The organism is Myxococcus sp. SDU36 (assembly GCF_030168875.1).
Taxonomy (GTDB): domain Bacteria; phylum Myxococcota; class Myxococcia; order Myxococcales; family Myxococcaceae; genus Myxococcus; species Myxococcus vastator.
On sequence record NZ_CP077414.1, the window covers coordinates 6,694,445 to 6,712,269 of the forward strand.

Here is a 17,825-nt window from a genome sequence, read left to right on the forward strand (position 1 = left end):
GAGCGAGCCCTTACCTTCACGCCGCCATGTCCCTTCGCAAGGATTACATCGAGCGGCTCATCGAGGAGTTCGCCGCCGCGCTGGCCCGCATCATCAAGGCGGGCCGGGAGAAGAAGCTCGCGGACGCCCAGCGCCTCATCCAGGAGACGGCGCTGTCCACGTTGGGCATGGAGTACGCCGCGCTGCTGATGGCGGACCCGGCGTCCACCGCGCGACTGCTGGGCGCCCCTCCGCGCGTGAAGGTGCTCGCGCGCCTGGTCGCCGAGGACGCAGCGCTGATCGCCGAGCAGGGGGACGCCGCCACGGCCACCTCCCGCTTCCACTACGCGCTCGCGTTGTACGAAGAAGTCCAGGCCGCGGGCCTCACGCTGGACGCGGACGACACGGCCACCATCACCCGGCTGCGCGGCCTGCTGGCGGCATCTGACTCCCGCTGAACACAATCCCTGTCACCCGTCCGAGGGATGGGTCCGCTATCCGACAGAATGAGTGCCCGGATGTCTTCCATTGGGCGTGTCTGAAGACACCCTCGGGGACCCCTGGGTTGCATGACAGCCCATTCCCCCGGTTACGATGGCAGGCCATTTCTTCACGCCAGACACCTGGGGGGTGCGCGTGTCCTTCATCCAGCTTCCGCGGAGCGTCGTCTCGTGCCGTAACCTCGTTGGAGGAAGCTGGCAGGTGCCGCCCGGTGCGGCGCAGCTCGATGTCCGGAGCCCCTACACCGGCACCGTCATTGGCAGGGTTCCCCTCACGTCCGGCGCGGGAGTCTCCCAGGCAGTGGAGGCCGCGAAGGCGGCGGCGACGTCCTGGAAGGACACCCCGCTGCGGGAGCGCACGCAGTTCCTGTATCGCTTCCGCCAGCTCCTTGAACGGGATTTGGACGCCCTGGCCCAGCTCGCCGCCAGCGAGGCGGGGAAGACGGTGGCGGAGGCCCGCGCGGGCCTGCTCAAGGGCATGGAGGTCTGCGACTTCGCGCTGTCCCTCCAGAACCTCGACACGGGCGCGCACCTGGAGGTCAGCCGGGGTGTCTCCTGTGAGTACCGCCGCGAGCCGCTGGGCGTGGTCGCCGGCATCACACCCTTCAACTTCCCGGCGATGGTGCCGATGTGGATGTTCCCCATCGCCGTCACGCTGGGCAACACCTTCATCCTCAAGCCGTCGGAGAAGGTGCCGCTGACGGCGTGCGCGCTGGGCGAGCTCATGTGCGAGGCGGGCTACCCCGCGGGCGTCTTCTCCGTCGTGCACGGCGGCAAGGAGGCGGTGGACGCGCTGGTGGCGCATCCGGACGTGCAGGCGGTGGGCTTCGTCGGCTCGTCCGCGGTGGCGCGCCACCTGTACGCGGAGGGCTGCAAGCGCGGCAAGCGCGTGCTGGCGCTGGGCAGCGCCAAGAACCACCTCATCGTCGTGCCGGACGCGGACCCGGAGCTGACGCCGCAGGCGGTGGTGGACTCGTTCACCGGCTGCGCGGGCCAGCGCTGCATGGCGGCCAGCGTGCTGCTCGCGGTGGGCGACGTGGAGTCCATTCTCCAGGAAGTCCTCCGCCGCGCGGCGAAGCTGGAGTTGGGGCCCGGCATGGGCGCGCTCATCGACCGCGGTTCATTGGACCGCCTGGAGACGGCCCTGGCCCGCGCGGAGGCCGAGGGCGCGCGGGTGCTGCTGGACGGCCGTGGCCGCAAGCCGCGGGGCGAGCCGTGGGCCGGTGGCAACTGGCTGGGCCCCACGCTGCTGGACGGCGTGCGCCCGGAGATGGAGGCGGCGCGGCGCGAGCTGTTCGGCCCGGTGCTCTCCATCGTCCGGGTGCCCACGCTGTCCGCGGCGCTGGCGGTGGAGAACGCGTCGCCCTACGGCAACGCGGCGTCCATCTTCACCACCAACGGTGGGGTGGCGCAGCTGGTGGTGGAGGGCGTGCGCGCCGGCATGGTGGGCGTCAACGTGGGCGTCCCCGTTCCGCGTGAGCCGTTCTCCTTCGGTGGCACGGGTGATTCGCGCTTCGGGCACGGGGACATCACCGGGCCGTCCAGCCTCGACTTCTGGACGCAGGTGAAGAAGGTCACCCGCAAGTGGTCGGCCCGGACCGACGGCTCGTGGATGAGCTGAAGCGCGCCCCACGCCGCGAAGCACCGCCCCCGCACCCCGACTTTGCTCCCGCGCCCGCAAGGAGGGCGCTCCCATGGCCGAGAAAAAGAATCCCAACCACATCCGCCTCACCTCCCACCCGGATGGCGACGTTCCCAGCGTCCCCATCCGCTGGGGAGACGGCGAGCCGACGCGCCGCGGCCCCGTCGTCGCCACGCTGACGGAGGCCGGGCACCGCAACGTGATTGGCACGCACGCCGGCGCGTATGCCGTGTACCGAGCGCTCGCCGTGGCCGCGGGCATGCTGCCGCAGGACCACCGCGCGGACCTGAAGAACACCGCGCCCGCCGCGCAGGTGGGCCCGCATCCGTCGTGGAGTGACCCGCAGCGCATCGTCTCGCTGGACCCGTGGGGCGCCATCGCGCCGCAGGCGTTCCGGCCCTTCGCGGAGCAGGGCATCGACTTCCGGCCGACCATCGCCGTCACCAAGGCGCACATCAACTTCCCCGAGGTGCGCGACGCCATCGAGGCCGGGCGCCTGAAGCCGGACGGAGACCTGCTTCGCGACAACGGCGACATCAAGGTGACCAAGGCCGCGGTGGACCCGGTGTGGTACCTGCCGGGCATCGCGAAGCGCTTCGGCATGACGGAGAGCGCGCTGCGCCGCGGCCTCTTCGAGCAGACGGGCGGCATGTTCCCGGAGCTGATTACGCGCCCGGACCTGCACGTCTTCCTGCCGCCCATCGGCGGGCTGACGCTGTACGTCTTCGGCGGCATCGAGACGCTGGCGGACCGGGACGTGCCGCTGACGGTGCGCGTGCATGACGAGTGCAATGGCTCCGACGTGTTCGGCAGCGACATCTGCACCTGCCGGCCCTACCTGGCGCACGGCATCGAGGAGTGCGTCCGCGCCGCGCAGGCGGGCGGCGCGGGGCTCATCGTCTACCTGCGCAAGGAAGGCCGGGCGCTGGGCGAGGTGACAAAGTTCCTCGTGTACAACGCGCGCAAGCGGCAGGAGGGCGGCGACTCCGCGGCCACCTACTTCCAGCGCACCGAGTGCGTGGCCGGCGTGCAGGACATGCGCTTCCAGGAGCTGATGCCGGACGTGCTGCACTGGCTGGGCATCACCCGCATCCACCGCTTCGTGTCCATGAGCGACATGAAGCACGACGCGATTACGCGCTCGGGCATCGAAATCCTGGAGCGCGTCCCCATCCCCGACGCGCTCATCCCCGCCGACGCCAAGGTGGAGATGGAGGCGAAGAAGGCCGCGGGCTACTTCACGCAAGGGCCGGTGGCGGACGCGGCGGAGCTGGCGCGGGTGAAGGGGCGGGACCTCGATGTCTGATTCCGCCTTGGCGAGGTTGGACCTCTCTCCCGCCGTGGCGTGGCTGCGCACGCCGTCCGCCATCCGCGAGCGCTGTCACCAGCTCCTGGACCTGGGGCTTGAGGGCAAGCTGGAGCACTTCCGGGTCGAGCCGTCGCGGCTCCCCATCGTCGTGGACACGGTGCTGCACGTGACGCGCGAGCACTACCCCACGCTGGACGTGCCGCTGCACAGCCGCTGGCGCCACTTCGACGTGGGTGGCGTGGCGCGGCTGGCGGAGCTGGAGGCGCGGCTGAAGGACGCCACGCTTCAAGAGCGGGCGCGCGCGAAGCTGGACCTGGTGGTGGTGAGCGTGCTGCTGGACGCGGGCAGCGGTCCGCAGTGGCGCTACCAGGAGGCCGGCGGGAAGACGTGGGCGCGCTCCGAGGGCCTGGCCGTGGCCAGCTTCCGCATGTTCATGGAGGGGCGCTTCTCGTCGGACCCGGACCGGCCGCTGCGCGTGGACGCGGAGGCGCTGGGCCGGCTCACGCGTGAGGCGCTCGCGCGGGGCATGCAGGTGACGGACGCCAACCCGGTGGATGGGCTGGACGGCCGGCTGCACCTGCTGCACGGGCTGGCGAAGGTGCTGCCCCGGCCGGGCGCGTTGCTGGACATCATCACCGCGCAGCACCGCAGCGTGCGCGCCGCGGAGCTGCTGGGGCTGGTGCTGGAGGTGCTGGGCCCCATCTGGCCGGGCCGGGTGATGGTGGACGCGGTGAACCTGGGCGACGTGTGGCCGCATCCCGCGCTGGGGCCGGTGGAGAGCCTGGAGGCGCTGGTGCCCTTCCACAAGCTGTCGCAGTGGCTGACGTACTCCCTGGTGGAGCCGCTGTCCGAGGCGGGCGTGGTGGTGACGGAGCTGGATGGGCTCACCGGCCTGCCCGAGTACCGCAACGGCGGCCTGCTGGTGGACCTGGGCGTGCTGTCACCCCGGGAGCCGCGGCTCTTCACGCAGTCCTTCCACCCGGGTGACGAGCCCATCGTGGAGTGGCGCGCGCTGACGGTGGCGCTGCTGGACCGGGTGGCGGCGCTGGTGCGCGGCCGGCTGGGGTTGAGCGCGGAGGAGCTGCCGCTGGGCAAGGTGCTCCAGGGCGGCACGTGGACCGCGGGCCGGCGCGTGGCGGCGGAGCGGCGTCCCGGGGGCGGGCCGCCCATCCGCGTGGACAGTGACGGCACGGTGTTCTGACGGGAGGACGCAATGGAGTTTCCAAACTGCACGGTGGTGGACCACCCGCTGGTGAAGCACAAGCTCACGCAGATGCGCCGGGTGGAGACGAGCACCGCCTCCTTCCGGGCGCTGCTCCAGGAGACCTCGCTGCTGCTCGCCTATGAGGCGCTGAGAGACCTCAAGGTGCGCGAGGAGGACATCCAGACGCCCATGGCGCGCACGGTGGCGCCGGTGCTGGACGGCAAGAAGCTGGTGCTGGTGGCCATCATGCGCGCGGGGCAGGGCATCCTCGACGGGATGCTGCAACTGGTGCCCTCCGCGCGCGTGGGGCACATCGGCCTGTACCGGGACCCGGAGACGCTGTCGCCGGTGGAGTACTACTACCGCGTGCCCGGCCAGCTCGCGGACCGCGACGTGGTGGTGTGTGACCCGATGCTGGCCACGGGCAACTCGGCGGTGGCCGCGCTCCAGCGGCTGAAGAAGAGCAAGCCCGGCTCGCTGCGCTTCGTGTGTCTGCTGGCGTGCCCGGAGGGCCTGACGAACCTGCGCGAGCACCACCCGGACGTCCACGTCTACACCGCGGCCATCGACGAGCGGCTGGACGAGCACGGCTACATCCTCCCGGGCCTGGGCGACGCGGGAGACCGGCTCTTCGGGACCAAGTAGCGCGCGGTGGAGGAGGTACCCCTCACCCGGCAACGGTGACTTGGAGCGCGGCCGTGTCTGTTACAGGCTGCGCGCCGCGGACGGGGCCGGCGCAATCGGGTAGGGGAGTTGTCGATGGAAGGAAAGCTTGTTGGCGCCCGGCGCATGACGGCCTGGCTGGGCTGCGCCAGTGTGCTGGTGCTGGGACTGTCGGGGAGCGCTCGGGCGGAGTCGCCGCCGTGCGATTGCTCCACGTCGAACCAGAGCGTCGTCTCCGAGGTGCCGTGCCTCACCGTGCGCACGGCCGTGAGCTGTGGGCAGAGCACCGTGCGCAACGCCTGCGAGCAGACGGTGACGCTCGTTGACTGGCCGCTGTGGAACTGTCCGGACGGCAGATGCACCCAGGAGCTCCCGTCAGGTGAAGAGGTGGGCTTCATCTTCGCCCGTAAGGACCGCGAGGAAGTGCGCTTCGTCGAGCAGTCCTACACGGTGCGCGTGGACGGCGCGGACCAGCAGCTCGCCGTCAGCGCGGAGGTGACGTGCTCGGGCGTCCGCGATTCCGGCGGCGATGGCTGCGCCGCGGCGCCCGGTGCGCTGGGCGCCGCGGGGGTGGCGCTGCTGGTGGGCGCGGTGGCTCGCAGGCGCCGTGGGGCGTTGGCGCGGGCTGTCGTGCTCGCGCCCTTCCGCCGCTAGTTGACGGTCCGGCCGGAGGCCTCTTCGGCCCCACCGGGACGGAGTTCATTCACCTCCCACGGTGAGCGCTTCGGTCCACGCAGCGCGGCGATGTCCGCTGGAACGTACAGCCGCGTTCCAGGGGGCGGCGTGTTGCCGAAGTGGGTGAGCACATGGTTCAGCACCGCCGCCAGCTCCACATCCGGCAGGTGGCCCATGGAGGGCATGGGCGCGCCCCAGCGGGGGCTCGTCAGGCCGTGGAGGTGCAGCTCCACCAGGTACTCGCGTCCGCCCGGCGCGGCGAAGAGGCGCGCGGTGTCCTGGAGGCCAGGGTACTGGTCCCAACCCTGGCCTTCGCCGCCATGACAGTTCCGGCAGTTGCTCGCGTAGGCGTGCTCGCCCACCTCGCGCCACTCGAACTGGTGCTCCGGGGTGGGCTCATATCGAGCGAGCGTCGCGTACTCGTCGGAGAGGACGAGCTGCGCGGAGCGCATCCAGGCGAACAGCGCGGAGCCCAGGATGAGCAGCGCGGCGATGGTGTAGGTGGCGATGTTCGCCACGAGGTGTCGCATGGTGGCAGAGGCTCCGGCCTAGGCGAGGTTGAACTTCTCGAGGTGGACGCGCGCCTCGGGGACGCCGCGCTCCTGGAGGGCTTCGTGCACCGCCGTCATCATGGGCGGCGGGCCGCAGATGAAGAAGAAGCGCGCGAGCTTCTCCTTCGGCAGGTGCCGGTCCAGCACCTCGCCGGTGAGGAAGCCGCGCTCGCCCTTCCAGTCCTCGGCGGGCTCCTTGAGGACGTAGACGCAATGCAGGTCCAGCTTCTCCTCGAGCTCGGCCAGGGCCTCGCGGAAGGCCACGCTGTCCCAGTCGTTGTCGGCGTAGAAGAGCGTGACGGGCCGGTGGTCCTTGCGGTCCGCCATGGTGCGCAGGAAGGAGAGGATGGGGGTGATGCCCACGCCGCCCGCGATGAACACGTAGCCGACGGCGGGATAGCGGTCGATGCTGAAGGCGCCATGAGGGCCGTCGAGGTACGCGCGCGTGCCCGGTGGGACGTCGCCGATGCGGCGGGTGAAGTCACCCAGCGACTTGATGCCGAACTCCAGCCGGTCCGAGCGCTCGGCGCTGGAGGAGAAGCTGAAGGGGTGCTCTTCCATCGTGAAGGGCGAGCCCTCCAGCTTGATCCAGGCGAACTGGCCGGGGTCGAAGCGCATGCCGTGGTCCCCCACGGGCTCCAGCACCAGGGAGTGCGTGCTGCCGCGCTCGGGGCGGACCTCGGCGACGCGCCAGCGGTAGTTGCGCTGCCACGCGGGGCGCAGGACGCGCAGGTAGATGACGAGCATGACCATGGCGGCGCTGGTCACCACCCAGATGGCGTGCTTCCACGGCGTGTTGGTGTACAGGCCCGCCATGGAGACATGGAGCTGGGCGAAGACGATGGCCGCCACGCCCAGCAGCAGGTGCAGGAGGCGCCAGCGCTCGTAGTTGATTTTGAGCCGCTCGCGGAACTGCGAGGTCACCACCAGGATGACGAGCGTCAGCACGCTCATCATCGCGGCGCGGCTGGCCCAGTTCCCGCCCAGGGGGTTGAGCAGCTTCAGGCGGGACGGGTTGTCGATGACGATGATGAGCGGATGCGCCAGCACCAGGCACACGGCGACCATGGCGATCTGCCGGTGGTACTGGAGGATGATGTCGATGCCGTAGGGCGCGGTGATGCGCTTGAAGCGCGCGATGAGCACGAACTGAACGGCAATCTGCGTCAGTCCCACGAAGCCCAGCGCCACGGACAGCTCGAGCCAGAAGGACCGCCCGGACGGGGCCGGGGGGATGAGCATCAGGAAGACGGGCACCAGCACGACGAGCAGGTAGAGGCTGATCCAGAAGAAGCCAGACATCATGCGGTTCATGCGGAGACTCCCATCAGGCCCCGTAGCCCGGGATGCGACCGAGGGGAACGTGGAAGCAGGCAGGTATCGCTCGCACTGTTCACGGAATGACCCGAGCCGTCCGTCCCCGCGACCTGGCGTGCGAGCCCCGGGGCCCCCTGGCCCCGCCGCCAGGGCGTGCACATCGTTCAGGGGGATGCATACCAGGAGAGGAGAACGACGATGGCCGAGCAGCGCACACCGAAGTCACGTGACGCGTCCGAGTCCCCGCAGCCGGACTCGCGCCTCCGCGAGTCGATGAGCGACCCGGAGACGGAGCAGCGGGACGCGGAGGACCGCGCGGTGACGAACGAGGCCCACCGCTGGGGCGACGCGGGCAACTCCCGCGAGGAGCGCGGCTACCCACGCGAGGGTGACGCGAGCAGCGACAAGGGCAAGCCGTAGCCGTGGTCCGCCGGCACCCGGGGGGCCTTCCGGGGAGGCCGGGTGTCTGGATTAGTGTGGAGGCGTGTCCGCGCCCATCCTGCTGCTGTTGCCCCTGCTTTGTGCCTCCGCCCCCACGCGCGTGGAGCTGGTGTTTGGTGGGGATGTGATTCCCCATGGCGAGGTGAAGGAGGTCGCGAGGCTGCACGCGCGCACCGGGGCGCCGCCACCGGAAGGAGGCCGGCCGCCCTCGCTCAACCATGAGGGGTGGGACCATGTCTTCGGGCCCATCGCGGATGTGCTGCGCACCGCGGACGTGGGCGTGGTGAACCTGGAGACGCCCGTCACCGACAACAAGAAGGCCGTGGCGAAGGAGCTCTTGTTCAACGCGCCGTCGGCCATGGTGCATGCGCTGGCCTCGGCCGGGGTGAAGGTGGTGTCCACCGCGAACAACCACGCGAGGGACCAGCACCCCGCGGGCATCCTGGAGACGCTGCGGCACCTGGAGGCGGCGGGCATCCGTCATGCGGGCACGGGCGCGACGAAGGCCGCCGCCTGGGAGCCCGTCTTCGTGGACGTGCGCGGCGTGAAGGTGGGGTTCCTGTCCTTCACCCGCCTGCTCAATGGCTTCAGCAACCCGAAGGATGCGCAGGCGCCGCATGTCGCGCTGGTGCCCTACTCCGGGCACGAAGCGCACCGGGGTGTTCAGCCCGAGCAGGCCGTGGAGGCCGTGCGCGCCGCGGCGGCGCGGTGTGACGCGCTCATCGTGCTGGTGCACTGGGGGACGGAGTACAAGGAGTCGCCACGACCCGAGGACCGTGCGCTGGGGCGCGCGTTGCTGGACGCGGGGGCGAGGGCGGTCATCGGGCACCATCCGCACGTGCTCCAGCCGCTGGAGTCGTACCAGACGGTGGATGGGCGCAAGGGGCTCATCGCGTACTCGCTGGGCAACCTGGTGGCGAACCAGGACCGCTTCTACCAGCACACGGCGGGGGCGAAGCGCTCGGGGGGCGACCGGCGGGATTCGATGTTGCTGCGGCTGTCGCTGGTGCGGCCCATGCCCGGTGTGTCGGTGGCGCTGGAGGAAGTGGCGGTGCTGCCGGTGTGGATTGAGAACAACGCGGTGGGGCGGGCGCGCAAGGAGTCGCGGAACATCCAGCCGGTGCTCATCGACCGGGAGGTGGAAGCGGTGACGGAGCGGCTGACGTTGCTGGCGGCGCGCCCGGAGCCGCTGGACAAGGAGACGCGCGCGCAGAAGGCCTTGCTGGAGCGGCGGCTGGAGGGCTCCAAGCAGCGGCGGGAGCGCATCCTCCGGATGCTGCCGGAGGGGTTCGCGGTGGCGTCGCCCGAGCTGCGTCAGCGTGGGGCGGTGGCGGTGCCTGCTGCGCGGTTGACCTCACAGCCGTGACGGCAAAGGCACACGTGGGTGTGCCGCCGGTCCACGCTGGCTGTGATATGTCCATGGCCTTTCACTTGGGCGGACTTCAGGGTGAGTCGGCTTTTGAGCAAGTCACGCCTGGGGCTGGGGTAGAGTGCACCCCATGCGTCAATCCGCCATCCTCCTGCCGCTGTTGTTGCTGCTGGCCTGCAAGAAGGACTCGAAAGAGCCGGACACGAAGGAGGCCGCGGTTCACGTCAAGATTGGCCACCATCCGAAATTCAGTCAGGGCTGCATCACCGTGGAGGCCCATGGCGGCACCGGTGAGCCGGTGCTCGCGGCGTTCAATGCGCCCGGCCAGTTCGACCCCAACGACCCGGTGTTGAACGTCGCCGTCTTCCGGAAGGCGGACTGGGGACGGGACGTCGAAGTCACCGTCAGGGTCTTCGAGAAGGGCTGCGCGGCGGAGCAGTGGGTGGATGAGCGGAAGCAGACCTTCCGCTTCGCCTCCGCGGGCCGACAGGAGTGGCTGCTCGAGGACCTGCACACCGCTGACGAGGACGGTGACGGCTTCGTCTCACCGGGTGGTCCGATGAACCGGGGTACGGACTGCGATGACCTGCGGGCGACGGCGTTCCCTGGCGCGCCGGAGCTCTGTAATGGCCTGGACGACAACTGCGACGGCCGGCAGGAGACGGGGGTCGTCGACAGGCTCTGGTACCTGGACCAGGACCGCGATGGCTTCGGACGCAGTGTGCCCGGCACGCAGGCCTGTGACCCGCCGAGTGAGCTTCATGTCGAGGTGACGGGGGATTGTGACGACGAGCGGGCCGACATCCATCCCAACATCGTGGAGGCGTGCAACGGCTTGGATGACAACTGTGACGGGCGCGCCGACGAGTTGTTCGCGGAGGGGCCGGGTGCACTGGGGACAGCGTGCACGGAGGCCTGCGGCGGGACGTATGCATGCAACGACGCGCAGACGGGGACGGTTTGTGTCGGCACGCCTTCGACGCCGCTCTACACGGATGCGGACAGCGACGGAGAGGGTGAGAAGGACGGCGAACCGGTGGGAGAATTGTGCCCTGGCGCGCCGCTGCCTCCGATGATGGCGGACAACACGCTGGACTGTGATGACGCTGACCCCGACACGAACACCCAAGCGACGGAGGTCTGCGACGGGCTGGACAACGACTGCGATGGGCAAGTGGATGAGCAGATGTCCTGCGGCTCACTGAGAAAGGTCGAAGACCCCGCGCTGGCAGGACGCCACTGGAGGACGGTGGCCGTGCACCCGAGTGGTTACCCGGTGTGGGTGGCGGGCTTGAACGGCAAGCTTGCGGTGAAGATGAACGCGGATTCAGCGTTCTTGAGTCACGACGGGGATACGGCGACTCGGTGTGGGCCCGCAGGGAACACGTTGGATTGGCACGCTGCGTGGATTAATCCCAATAATAGTTATCTTGTCGTGGTTGGCGAAGATGGCTCGATTGGCGAGCACAACGGGGGCTCCTGCTATCATATCGACGTCAATTTCCCTGGAAATAGCGACTACTTCTCAAGCGTCGTCGGAGTAGGAAATCCAGCTCAAGTATTCGCAGTCTCTACCCAGGGCCACTTGTATGAGTGGACAGGTTCGGCCCAGCGCCACGACTCACCCGGTCGGTACTGGGGGCTCCATGCTCTCGGCCCTAATGCGCTGTATGCGGTGGGCTCGACAGGGGAGTCGTCGCCGCTGACGCCGATGGTCAATCTCTATATTCGTGACACGAACTGGGGCACTGCGGCAGCGCACAACCTTCAGGGAACCGCGGGCTACAACGGGGGCTTGCGGGCTGTGTGGGCTGCGGACGCGACGCTCATCTACGCGGTGGGTGACGGTGGGTTGGTGGTGAAAGGCAGTGGGCAATCGAGGGATTGGGAGCGGGTGCTCCCTCCATCCGGGCCCACGGTCAACTACGTCAGTGTGGCTGCACCGCCCCAAACCCTGAATGCATACATCATTGGCAACGATGGCAATTCAGGACGGCTGCAGCGGTTGACCCCACACGGCTGGGCCAAGGCTCCCGCCTTCACCCCAAGCGCTCCAACCGTGCCCCTCCGCGACATCGCGATGACCTCCTCAAGCAACTTCTGGATCGTCGGCGACGACGGACACGTCTACCACTTCCCGGAGCCGTAACCCTCAGCCCCCGCCCCGTCCCTCGGGTCCAGGGGGCGGGGCGCGGTCCTCGCGGGGCAGCTCCCGCAGGGCCACGATTTTCTCCAGCAGCGGCCCCCCGTGCTTCATCCGCGCAATCCGCTGTGACGGATAGATGCCCCGGTGTCCCGTGAGCAGGTACGCCACCGTGGCCACAATCGCCACGTGGGGCAGCACATTCGCCCCCAGCAGCTCCACGGCCATGATGGACAGCGCCAGCGGCGTGTTCGCCGCCGCCGCGAACAGGGCCGCCATGCCCACCGCCGCGCCCAAATCCAGCGGCAGGCCCAGCAGCCGCGCCAGCACGTTGCCCAGCGCCGCGCCAATGAAGAACAGCGGCGTCACCTCGCCGCCCAGGAACCCCGCGGCCAGCGTCACCGCCGTGAAGGCCAGCTTCCACGCGAACGCGGGCACGGGCAGCGCCGGGTCCTGGAACGCGCGCAGGATGCCGGGCACGCCCAGGCCCAGGTAGTCATCCGTCCCGGCCAGCTTCCACAGCACCACCACCGTCGCACCGCCCAGCGCCATCCGCACCGGCAGCCACGGCACACGCTGCTCCAGCAGCTTCTTCAGCCGGTGCATCAGCTCCACGAACACCACCGCCACCGCCGCCACCGCCACCGCGAACACCAGCCACTTCGCCAGCACCACCACTGTCAAAGGCAGCGCCCCCGGCGCCGGATACGGCGTGTGGTGGATGCCCAGCCCCCGCGTCACCAAATCCCCCACCACCGACGCCACCAGCGCGGGCAGCAGCGCCTCGTAGCCCATGCGCCCCACGACGACGACCTCCAGCCCGAACACGGCCCCCGCCACCGGCGTGCCAAACACCGAGCCGAAGCCACCCGCGATGCCCGCGGCCAGCAGCTCGCGGCGCGTGTCCGGCCCCACCCGGAAGCGCCGCGCCACCAGGTCCGCCAGGCTGCCACCCATCTGCACCGCCGTGCCCTCGCGGCCCGCGCTGCCGCCGAACAGGTGCGTCAGCACCGTCCCCACCAGCACCATGGGCGCCATGCGCACCGGCACCTGCGCGTCGCTCGCGTGCACCGTGTCCAGCACCAGGTTGTTGCCCCCGCGAATGGGCCCGCCCCACTTCGCGTACACCGACCCCAGCACCAAACCCGCGACGGGCAGCGCGTACACCAGCCACGGGTGCCCTTCCCGGAAGTGTGTCGCTTCGTCCAACAGATAGAGGAACACCGCGGACGCCACGCCGCAGACGACGCCCACCAGGCTCCCCAGGAGCAGCCACTGCAGCAACGCTCTAGTGCCACGGGAAAGATTCACGTGAAACACTCCGGACCTGGGTGAAACATGATGAAACACCGCGTCAAAGGCTTGCGCCCCGTCATTCCGACGACACCCCTTCACGCCGGGGTGAGGTCATATCAACACCAGTAATCCTGACTTGATGCGTTATTCCTGTTTCGAGGTGATTTGCGAATCGGCGCCATGTAGCGTGCGCGCTCCCCCAAAAACCCCCAGCGGGAATCCAAAGGAGCGGGGCATGTCTTTCCGTCATAACGGGATGTCCATCGTTGCCATGTGCGCGGCAGTCACGGTCGGTGGTAGCGCGATGGCGAGCACCATCAACCAGAACACGTCGTGGACCATCGACCAGCCGTCGACGTCGACGAAGTACCGCGTCGTGGCCTACGGCGACTCCATCTACGCCGGCTACAACGGCAGCGTCTTCTTCTGGAACGTGGCCCGCCGCGCGGCGCCGGTGGTGCAGGGCGAGGACCTGGCGCGGAAGTGGAACGCCGACGTGGAGGTCATCCGCCGCACCAAGTCCGGCGCGAAGGCGGACGACATCTACAACAACAAGATTGTCTCGGAGCGCTCGTACATGCAGGCGGCGAACACCCGCGTCGTCATGTTCGAGATGTGTGGCAACGACTACCTCCAGGCGCGCAGCGCCTTCTCGGGGCAGACGGGCACCTGTAACTACTCCGGCCTGGAGTCCGCCCTGGCGACCTGCACCACGTACATGGAGCGTGCGATGCAGGCCATCAACCAGTACGCGCCCGCCACCGCGACGAAGATCATCTCCAACATCTACTACCCGGGCTTCAACGCGGACAACGTGAACACCCAGTGCCGGGACTCCGCCACGGGCCAGGTCGTGAACAAGCGGGAGAAGTTCCTGCCGCTGCTGGCGCGCAGCAACTGGCGCGCGTGCAGCCTGGCGGCGCGCTACGGCTTCAAGTGCGCGGACTCGTTCGCGGAGTACATGGCCGCGGACTATGACTCCAACGGCGATGGCAAGGTGGACTCCGCGGCCATCCGCTACGTCCAGGGCGAGTCCGAGGCGGCGTACGTCCAGCGCATCTCCGTCACGCTGCGCTCCACGCTGCGCGACGCCAACACGCACTTCGTCAACTCGAGCACCAGCTACGACTACCTCCAGTCGGATGACGTCCACCCGACCTACACCGGTGGCACCATCTCCAGCTCGGGCGGCACCGGCGCGCTGCCCACGGACACCTCGACCTGGAACAAGACGGGTCACGACCGCATGGGCTTCGAGAGCTCGAAGTTCAACCCCGCCCGGCCGTAGTCGCGGCGACCGCGCCTGAAACATGGGCGCGGCGTCTGGGCCTCCGGTTGCCTTCGGGAGCCGGAGGCCTTGTCGTTTCCAGGGAGTGGCGCGCACGTCACGTCAGGAAGAGCGCGCCCATCAACGCGAAGGGGCCGGCGTAGTAGGCGAGGCGGCAGAGCCACTCCGCCGCGCGCCGCGCCCCGCGCGTCCAGGCGGGCAGCAGCCACGCGGCCAGGAGCGACGCGCTCTCCGCGACGACGCGCCAGCCGCAGGCGAAGAGCAGCAGGCCCAACGAGATGGGCACGTAGTACCGGCCGAACGAGCGGAGGTACGCGTCCAACCCGTACATCCTGTACTCACCCAGCGCGCCTCCAAACGAGATGACCTGGTTCGCGCGGAAGAGAATGGCCGTGGGCACCAGCGGGAACAACACGAACTTCCCCATCAGGTGGTACCAGCGCCGGCGCCACAGGGCCTGGCGCGCCTGGGCGTAGCGAACCAGCGTGTGGGCTCGCGCGGCGCCCAGTGTTCCATGCCGGCCCAGCGCATTCAGCAGGGGCACTGCGTCCTCCACTTCCAGCGCGTGGCTGAAGGCGCGGCCGGACCGCATCCGCAGCGCCAGGCCGGGCCCCGGGAGCGGCAGCCGCCAGGGGCGCACCGCGGCCACGGCCTCGAAGGGGAGCTCCATCCGGGTGCCACCGCGCAGCGTCAGGGTCCACTGGTGGGTGTCCACGTCCACGGTGGCCCGGTGGCCGCGGCGCAGCGCGGCGACGAACGCGAGCGGTAGCGCGACTCGCAGCACCAGCCCGATGATGATGGGCACGGGCCGCGGCTGCTGGCTCCCGTCGGAAAGCTCCATCCAGAGCTGCGCGGTGAAGTGGAGCAGGGCGCCCAGCGCGGCGAGCTGCGTCACCACCGCGAGCCCTCGCAGCCCGGGGGTCCAGGCGTGCACGACGAAGCGAGCGGGCTCGGGCGTGGTCGCGGGCGGTGGCGCGCCGGGGGCATCGGTGACGAGAATGGACGAAGAGCTCATGAGGGTGAGCGGACAGGCGCTGTGATTGCCTCGGGGGGAGTGGCTCCGTAGCATACGCAGCCCGGAGGTCTTCGCACGAACATGAGGCCGCAATCCCCTACACCGAAGCGGCGCGTCGACAGTGACGGCGTCACGCACATCGCGCCTGCTCGCTCGGGGAAGGGCTTGGGCGTGTGGCTCGTGGGCGGCGCGTTCGTCTTCACGCTCGCGTGCATTGGCTGGAGCGTCTGGTGGGGTTCGTCAGGCCTCCAGGTCGAAGCGCCGCCGCCGCTCGCGGAGGTGCCGCGGCCCGCTCCGCCTCCCACGCCTGAAGTGCGCGCCCGCGCGCCTCGGCCGCGGACGCCTGCCGTCGCGGCCCCGGCACCGGGGCCTGTCGCGGAGCCGGTGGCCGAGCTGGCCACCGACACCGACGTCCAGGAGCCCGACATGGAATCCGAACCGACGGGCCTCCAGCTCTACCGGCCCGGGACGAAGCCCATCAAGAAGGGCCTCGTCGTCCCCGACGACTTCGAGCTGCCGCCCGGGTACGTGCGCCATTTCCAGTACACGGATTCGGGCGAGCTCGTGGCGGCCGTGCTGATGTTCCATCCCGACACCCCACCCACGGATGCGAACGGGCAGCCGATGCCCGTGCCTCCCGACGGGCTGGTGCCCGAGGAGCTGGCCCCGCCCGGAATGCCCATCCAGCGGCTGGAGCTGCCCGAGGGCGCGGAGCGCGGGGCCTCCCAGCAGTGAACGACGTGCAGGCGAGCGGTGGGCGCGGCCAGCACCTGGGCGCGGCGCTGCTCGGGGTCGTGGGGACCACGGTCCTGTTCGCGCTGTTCGCGCGGCTGGAAGCGCACTGGCTGGCGCTGGGCTGGGTGGCGATGGTGCCCTGGCTCGCCGCGCTGGACCGGGCCCGCTCGGCGCGCGAGGCGCTGGGCCTGGGCGTGCTGCTCAGCGTGACGTTCACCGCCGCCGTCTTTCACTGGTTCCCGGGCGCGCTCCAGGCGTACTCGCGAGCGCCCACGGCGGTCGGCTGGGCGCTGTTCCTGCTGGTGGCGCCGCTGCTCCAGCTCCAGTTCGCCGCCGCCGCGCTGGCCCGGTACGCGGCGCGGCGTCTGGCGCGGGAGGGGCAGGGCTGGCTGCCGCCCCTGGTGGGGACGCTCGCGTACGTGGGCGTGGAGGGAATCACGCCCAAGCTCTTCGCGGACACGCTGGGGCACGGGCTCTATGCGTCCGAGTGGCAGCGCCAGGGCGCGGACGTGGCGGGCGCGCCGGGGCTCACGCTGGTGTTGCTCCTGGGCAACGAGTGCGTGCTCGCGGCGCTTCGTGCCTGGCGGGGCCATGGGGCGCGGCGCGGCGCCTGGAGGCCGGTGGCGGGGCTGGCGGCGCTGGTGTTCGGGCTGTCGGGGTACGGCGCCCTCCGGCAGGCGCAGGTGCGCGAGGCAACCCGGGTCGAGGGCGGGCTGGTGGTGGGCGCGGTGCAGGCGAACATCACCCGCTACGAGAAGCTGAAGGCGGAGCTGGGCGCCTACGAAGTCGTGCGGAGGGTGCTCGACACGCACTACGCGATGTCGGACGCGCTGCTGCGCGACGGACCGGTGGACCTGTTGGTGTGGCCGGAGACGGTGTACCCCACGCCCTTCGGTACGCCTCGCAGCGAGACGGGTGCGGCGCTGGACGCGGAGATTGCCAGCTACGTCTCCGAGCGCGGCGTGCCGCTCGTCTTCGGCACCTACGACTTGGAGGGCGAGCGCGAGTTCAACGCGGCCATGTTCCTGGGCCCGTCTTCACCCGGGCGCGCGCCTGAACGCGCCGCGTACCGCAAGACGATGCTCTTCCCCCTGACGGAGTGGGTGCCGGACCTCATCGACACCCCCACGCTTCGCGAGTGGCTGCCGTGGACCGGGCGCTGGAAGCGCGGGCCCGGGCCCAGGGCCGTGCGCTTCACGTTGCGCGATGGGCGCCAGCTCCGGGTGGCGCCGCTCATCTGCTACGAGACGATTTTCCCCGAGTATGTCGCGCGGGGCGTGCGGCAGGGCGCGGACCTGCTGCTCACGCTGTCCAATGACTCCTGGTTCACCGGCACGCCCGCGCCCCGGTTGCACCTGATGCACGCGGCCTTTCGCAGCATCGAGACGCGGCGTCCGCAGGTCCGCGTGACGAACTCGGGCGTGTCCGCGCTCATCGACGCGACGGGCGCGGTGGTGGCCGAGGTGGACGACGACCAGCGCGCTGGCCTCACCATGCGCGTCCCCGCGACGGCCGCGTTGACGACGCTCGCCCTGGCGTGGGGCGACTGGCTGCGCCCCCTGGCGCTGGCGCTGGCGGTGGGGCTGCTCGTAGGGGTGGCATTGGCGCGGCGGAGGGCGCGTCCCTGAGGTGTCGCCCCGCCGCTCGAACCACCTGGGGGGCTCGCGGCGCGTGGGGATGGGCTAGGGTCGTCCGAGC

Annotated in this window: 16 protein-coding genes; 12 read left to right on the plus strand and 4 right to left on the minus strand. The window is 70.1% G+C overall.

The annotated features are described in order from the left end of the window. Positions 1 to 26 precede the first annotated feature (26 nt). From KGD87_RS27215 to KGD87_RS27240, 6 genes are all read left to right on the plus strand, one after another. Entirely contained in the window at positions 27 to 437 is a 411-nt protein-coding gene (locus tag KGD87_RS27215; protein WP_284663740.1) for a hypothetical protein, read from the plus strand. A gap of 136 nt (positions 438 to 573) precedes the next feature. Next, on the plus strand, positions 574 to 2,100 hold the full coding sequence (locus KGD87_RS27220; RefSeq protein WP_284663741.1) for a CoA-acylating methylmalonate-semialdehyde dehydrogenase: 1,527 nt from the start codon (positions 574 to 576) through the stop codon (positions 2,098 to 2,100). Between the two features lie 73 nt (positions 2,101 to 2,173). Continuing rightward, on the plus strand, positions 2,174 to 3,427 hold the full coding sequence (locus tag KGD87_RS27225) for a GTP cyclohydrolase II (RefSeq protein ID WP_284663743.1): 1,254 nt from the start codon (positions 2,174 to 2,176) through the stop codon (positions 3,425 to 3,427). Next, entirely contained in the window at positions 3,420 to 4,631 is a 1,212-nt protein-coding gene (locus KGD87_RS27230) for a DUF1688 family protein (RefSeq protein ID WP_284663745.1), read from the plus strand. Before KGD87_RS27225 ends, KGD87_RS27230 begins: the two co-directional genes overlap by 8 nt. A gap of 12 nt (positions 4,632 to 4,643) precedes the next feature. Continuing rightward, positions 4,644 to 5,279 carry a uracil phosphoribosyltransferase gene (gene upp / locus KGD87_RS27235; protein ID WP_163782910.1) on the plus strand — a complete coding sequence of 212 codons (636 nt, stop codon included), beginning with the start codon at positions 4,644 to 4,646 and terminating at the stop codon, positions 5,277 to 5,279. Between the two features lie 114 nt (positions 5,280 to 5,393). Beyond that, positions 5,394 to 5,951 carry an MXAN_0125 family MYXO-CTERM protein gene (locus tag KGD87_RS27240; protein ID WP_284663747.1) on the plus strand — a complete coding sequence of 186 codons (558 nt, stop codon included), beginning with the start codon at positions 5,394 to 5,396 and terminating at the stop codon, positions 5,949 to 5,951. On the opposite strand, the gene KGD87_RS27245 is transcribed toward KGD87_RS27240, so the two are convergent. Both KGD87_RS27245 and KGD87_RS27250 read right to left on the minus strand, forming a co-directional pair. Next, the gene (locus tag KGD87_RS27245; protein WP_284663748.1) at positions 5,948 to 6,502 is read right to left on the minus strand and encodes a c-type cytochrome; all 555 of its coding nucleotides are present in this window, start codon (positions 6,500 to 6,502) and stop codon (positions 5,948 to 5,950) included. The genes KGD87_RS27240 and KGD87_RS27245 overlap by 4 nt on opposite strands. Before the next feature lie 18 nt (positions 6,503 to 6,520). Further along, a complete protein-coding gene (locus tag KGD87_RS27250; protein WP_284663749.1) occupies positions 6,521 to 7,837 on the minus strand; it encodes a ferredoxin reductase family protein in 1,317 nt (438 codons plus the stop codon). Positions 7,838 to 8,038: 201 nt separating this feature from the next. Between KGD87_RS27250 and KGD87_RS27255 the strand changes: the two genes are divergently transcribed. The 3 genes from KGD87_RS27255 to KGD87_RS27265 all read left to right on the plus strand — a co-directional run bounded on the left by KGD87_RS27255 (position 8,039) and on the right by KGD87_RS27265 (position 11,799). After that, positions 8,039 to 8,260: a hypothetical protein gene (locus tag KGD87_RS27255; protein WP_163782913.1), complete on the plus strand. Its 222-nt coding sequence runs from the start codon at positions 8,039 to 8,041 to the stop codon at positions 8,258 to 8,260. A 64-nt stretch (positions 8,261 to 8,324) separates the two neighbouring features. Then, positions 8,325 to 9,647, plus strand: a complete 1,323-nt coding sequence (locus tag KGD87_RS27260) for a CapA family protein (protein WP_284663750.1) — start codon at positions 8,325 to 8,327, stop codon at positions 9,645 to 9,647. 133 nt (positions 9,648 to 9,780) lie between these two features. Next, entirely contained in the window at positions 9,781 to 11,799 is a 2,019-nt protein-coding gene (locus KGD87_RS27265; RefSeq protein ID WP_284663751.1) for a putative metal-binding motif-containing protein, read from the plus strand. Between the two features lie 3 nt (positions 11,800 to 11,802). On the opposite strand, the gene KGD87_RS27270 is transcribed toward KGD87_RS27265, so the two are convergent. Further along, on the minus strand, positions 11,803 to 13,104 hold the full coding sequence (locus tag KGD87_RS27270) for a chloride channel protein (protein ID WP_284663752.1): 1,302 nt from the start codon (positions 13,102 to 13,104) through the stop codon (positions 11,803 to 11,805). Between the two features lie 220 nt (positions 13,105 to 13,324). Here KGD87_RS27270 and KGD87_RS27275 point away from each other — a divergent pair, with 220 nt between their 5' ends. After that, a complete protein-coding gene (locus tag KGD87_RS27275) occupies positions 13,325 to 14,377 on the plus strand; it encodes an SGNH/GDSL hydrolase family protein (protein ID WP_284663754.1) in 1,053 nt (350 codons plus the stop codon). Positions 14,378 to 14,474: 97 nt separating this feature from the next. Here KGD87_RS27275 and KGD87_RS27280 read toward each other — a convergent pair whose 3' ends face one another. After that, positions 14,475 to 15,392, minus strand: a complete 918-nt coding sequence (locus tag KGD87_RS27280; protein WP_284663756.1) for a hypothetical protein — start codon at positions 15,390 to 15,392, stop codon at positions 14,475 to 14,477. An 81-nt stretch (positions 15,393 to 15,473) separates the two neighbouring features. On the opposite strand from KGD87_RS27280, the gene KGD87_RS27285 reads away from it, so the two are divergent. Both KGD87_RS27285 and lnt read left to right on the plus strand, forming a co-directional pair. Beyond that, positions 15,474 to 16,127 carry a hypothetical protein gene (locus tag KGD87_RS27285; protein ID WP_284663758.1) on the plus strand — a complete coding sequence of 218 codons (654 nt, stop codon included), beginning with the start codon at positions 15,474 to 15,476 and terminating at the stop codon, positions 16,125 to 16,127. Next, the gene (gene lnt / locus KGD87_RS27290) at positions 16,124 to 17,755 is read left to right on the plus strand and encodes an apolipoprotein N-acyltransferase (RefSeq protein ID WP_284663760.1); all 1,632 of its coding nucleotides are present in this window, start codon (positions 16,124 to 16,126) and stop codon (positions 17,753 to 17,755) included. The genes KGD87_RS27285 and lnt overlap by 4 nt, the downstream gene beginning before the upstream one ends. The last annotated feature ends 70 nt before the right edge of the window (positions 17,756 to 17,825 follow it).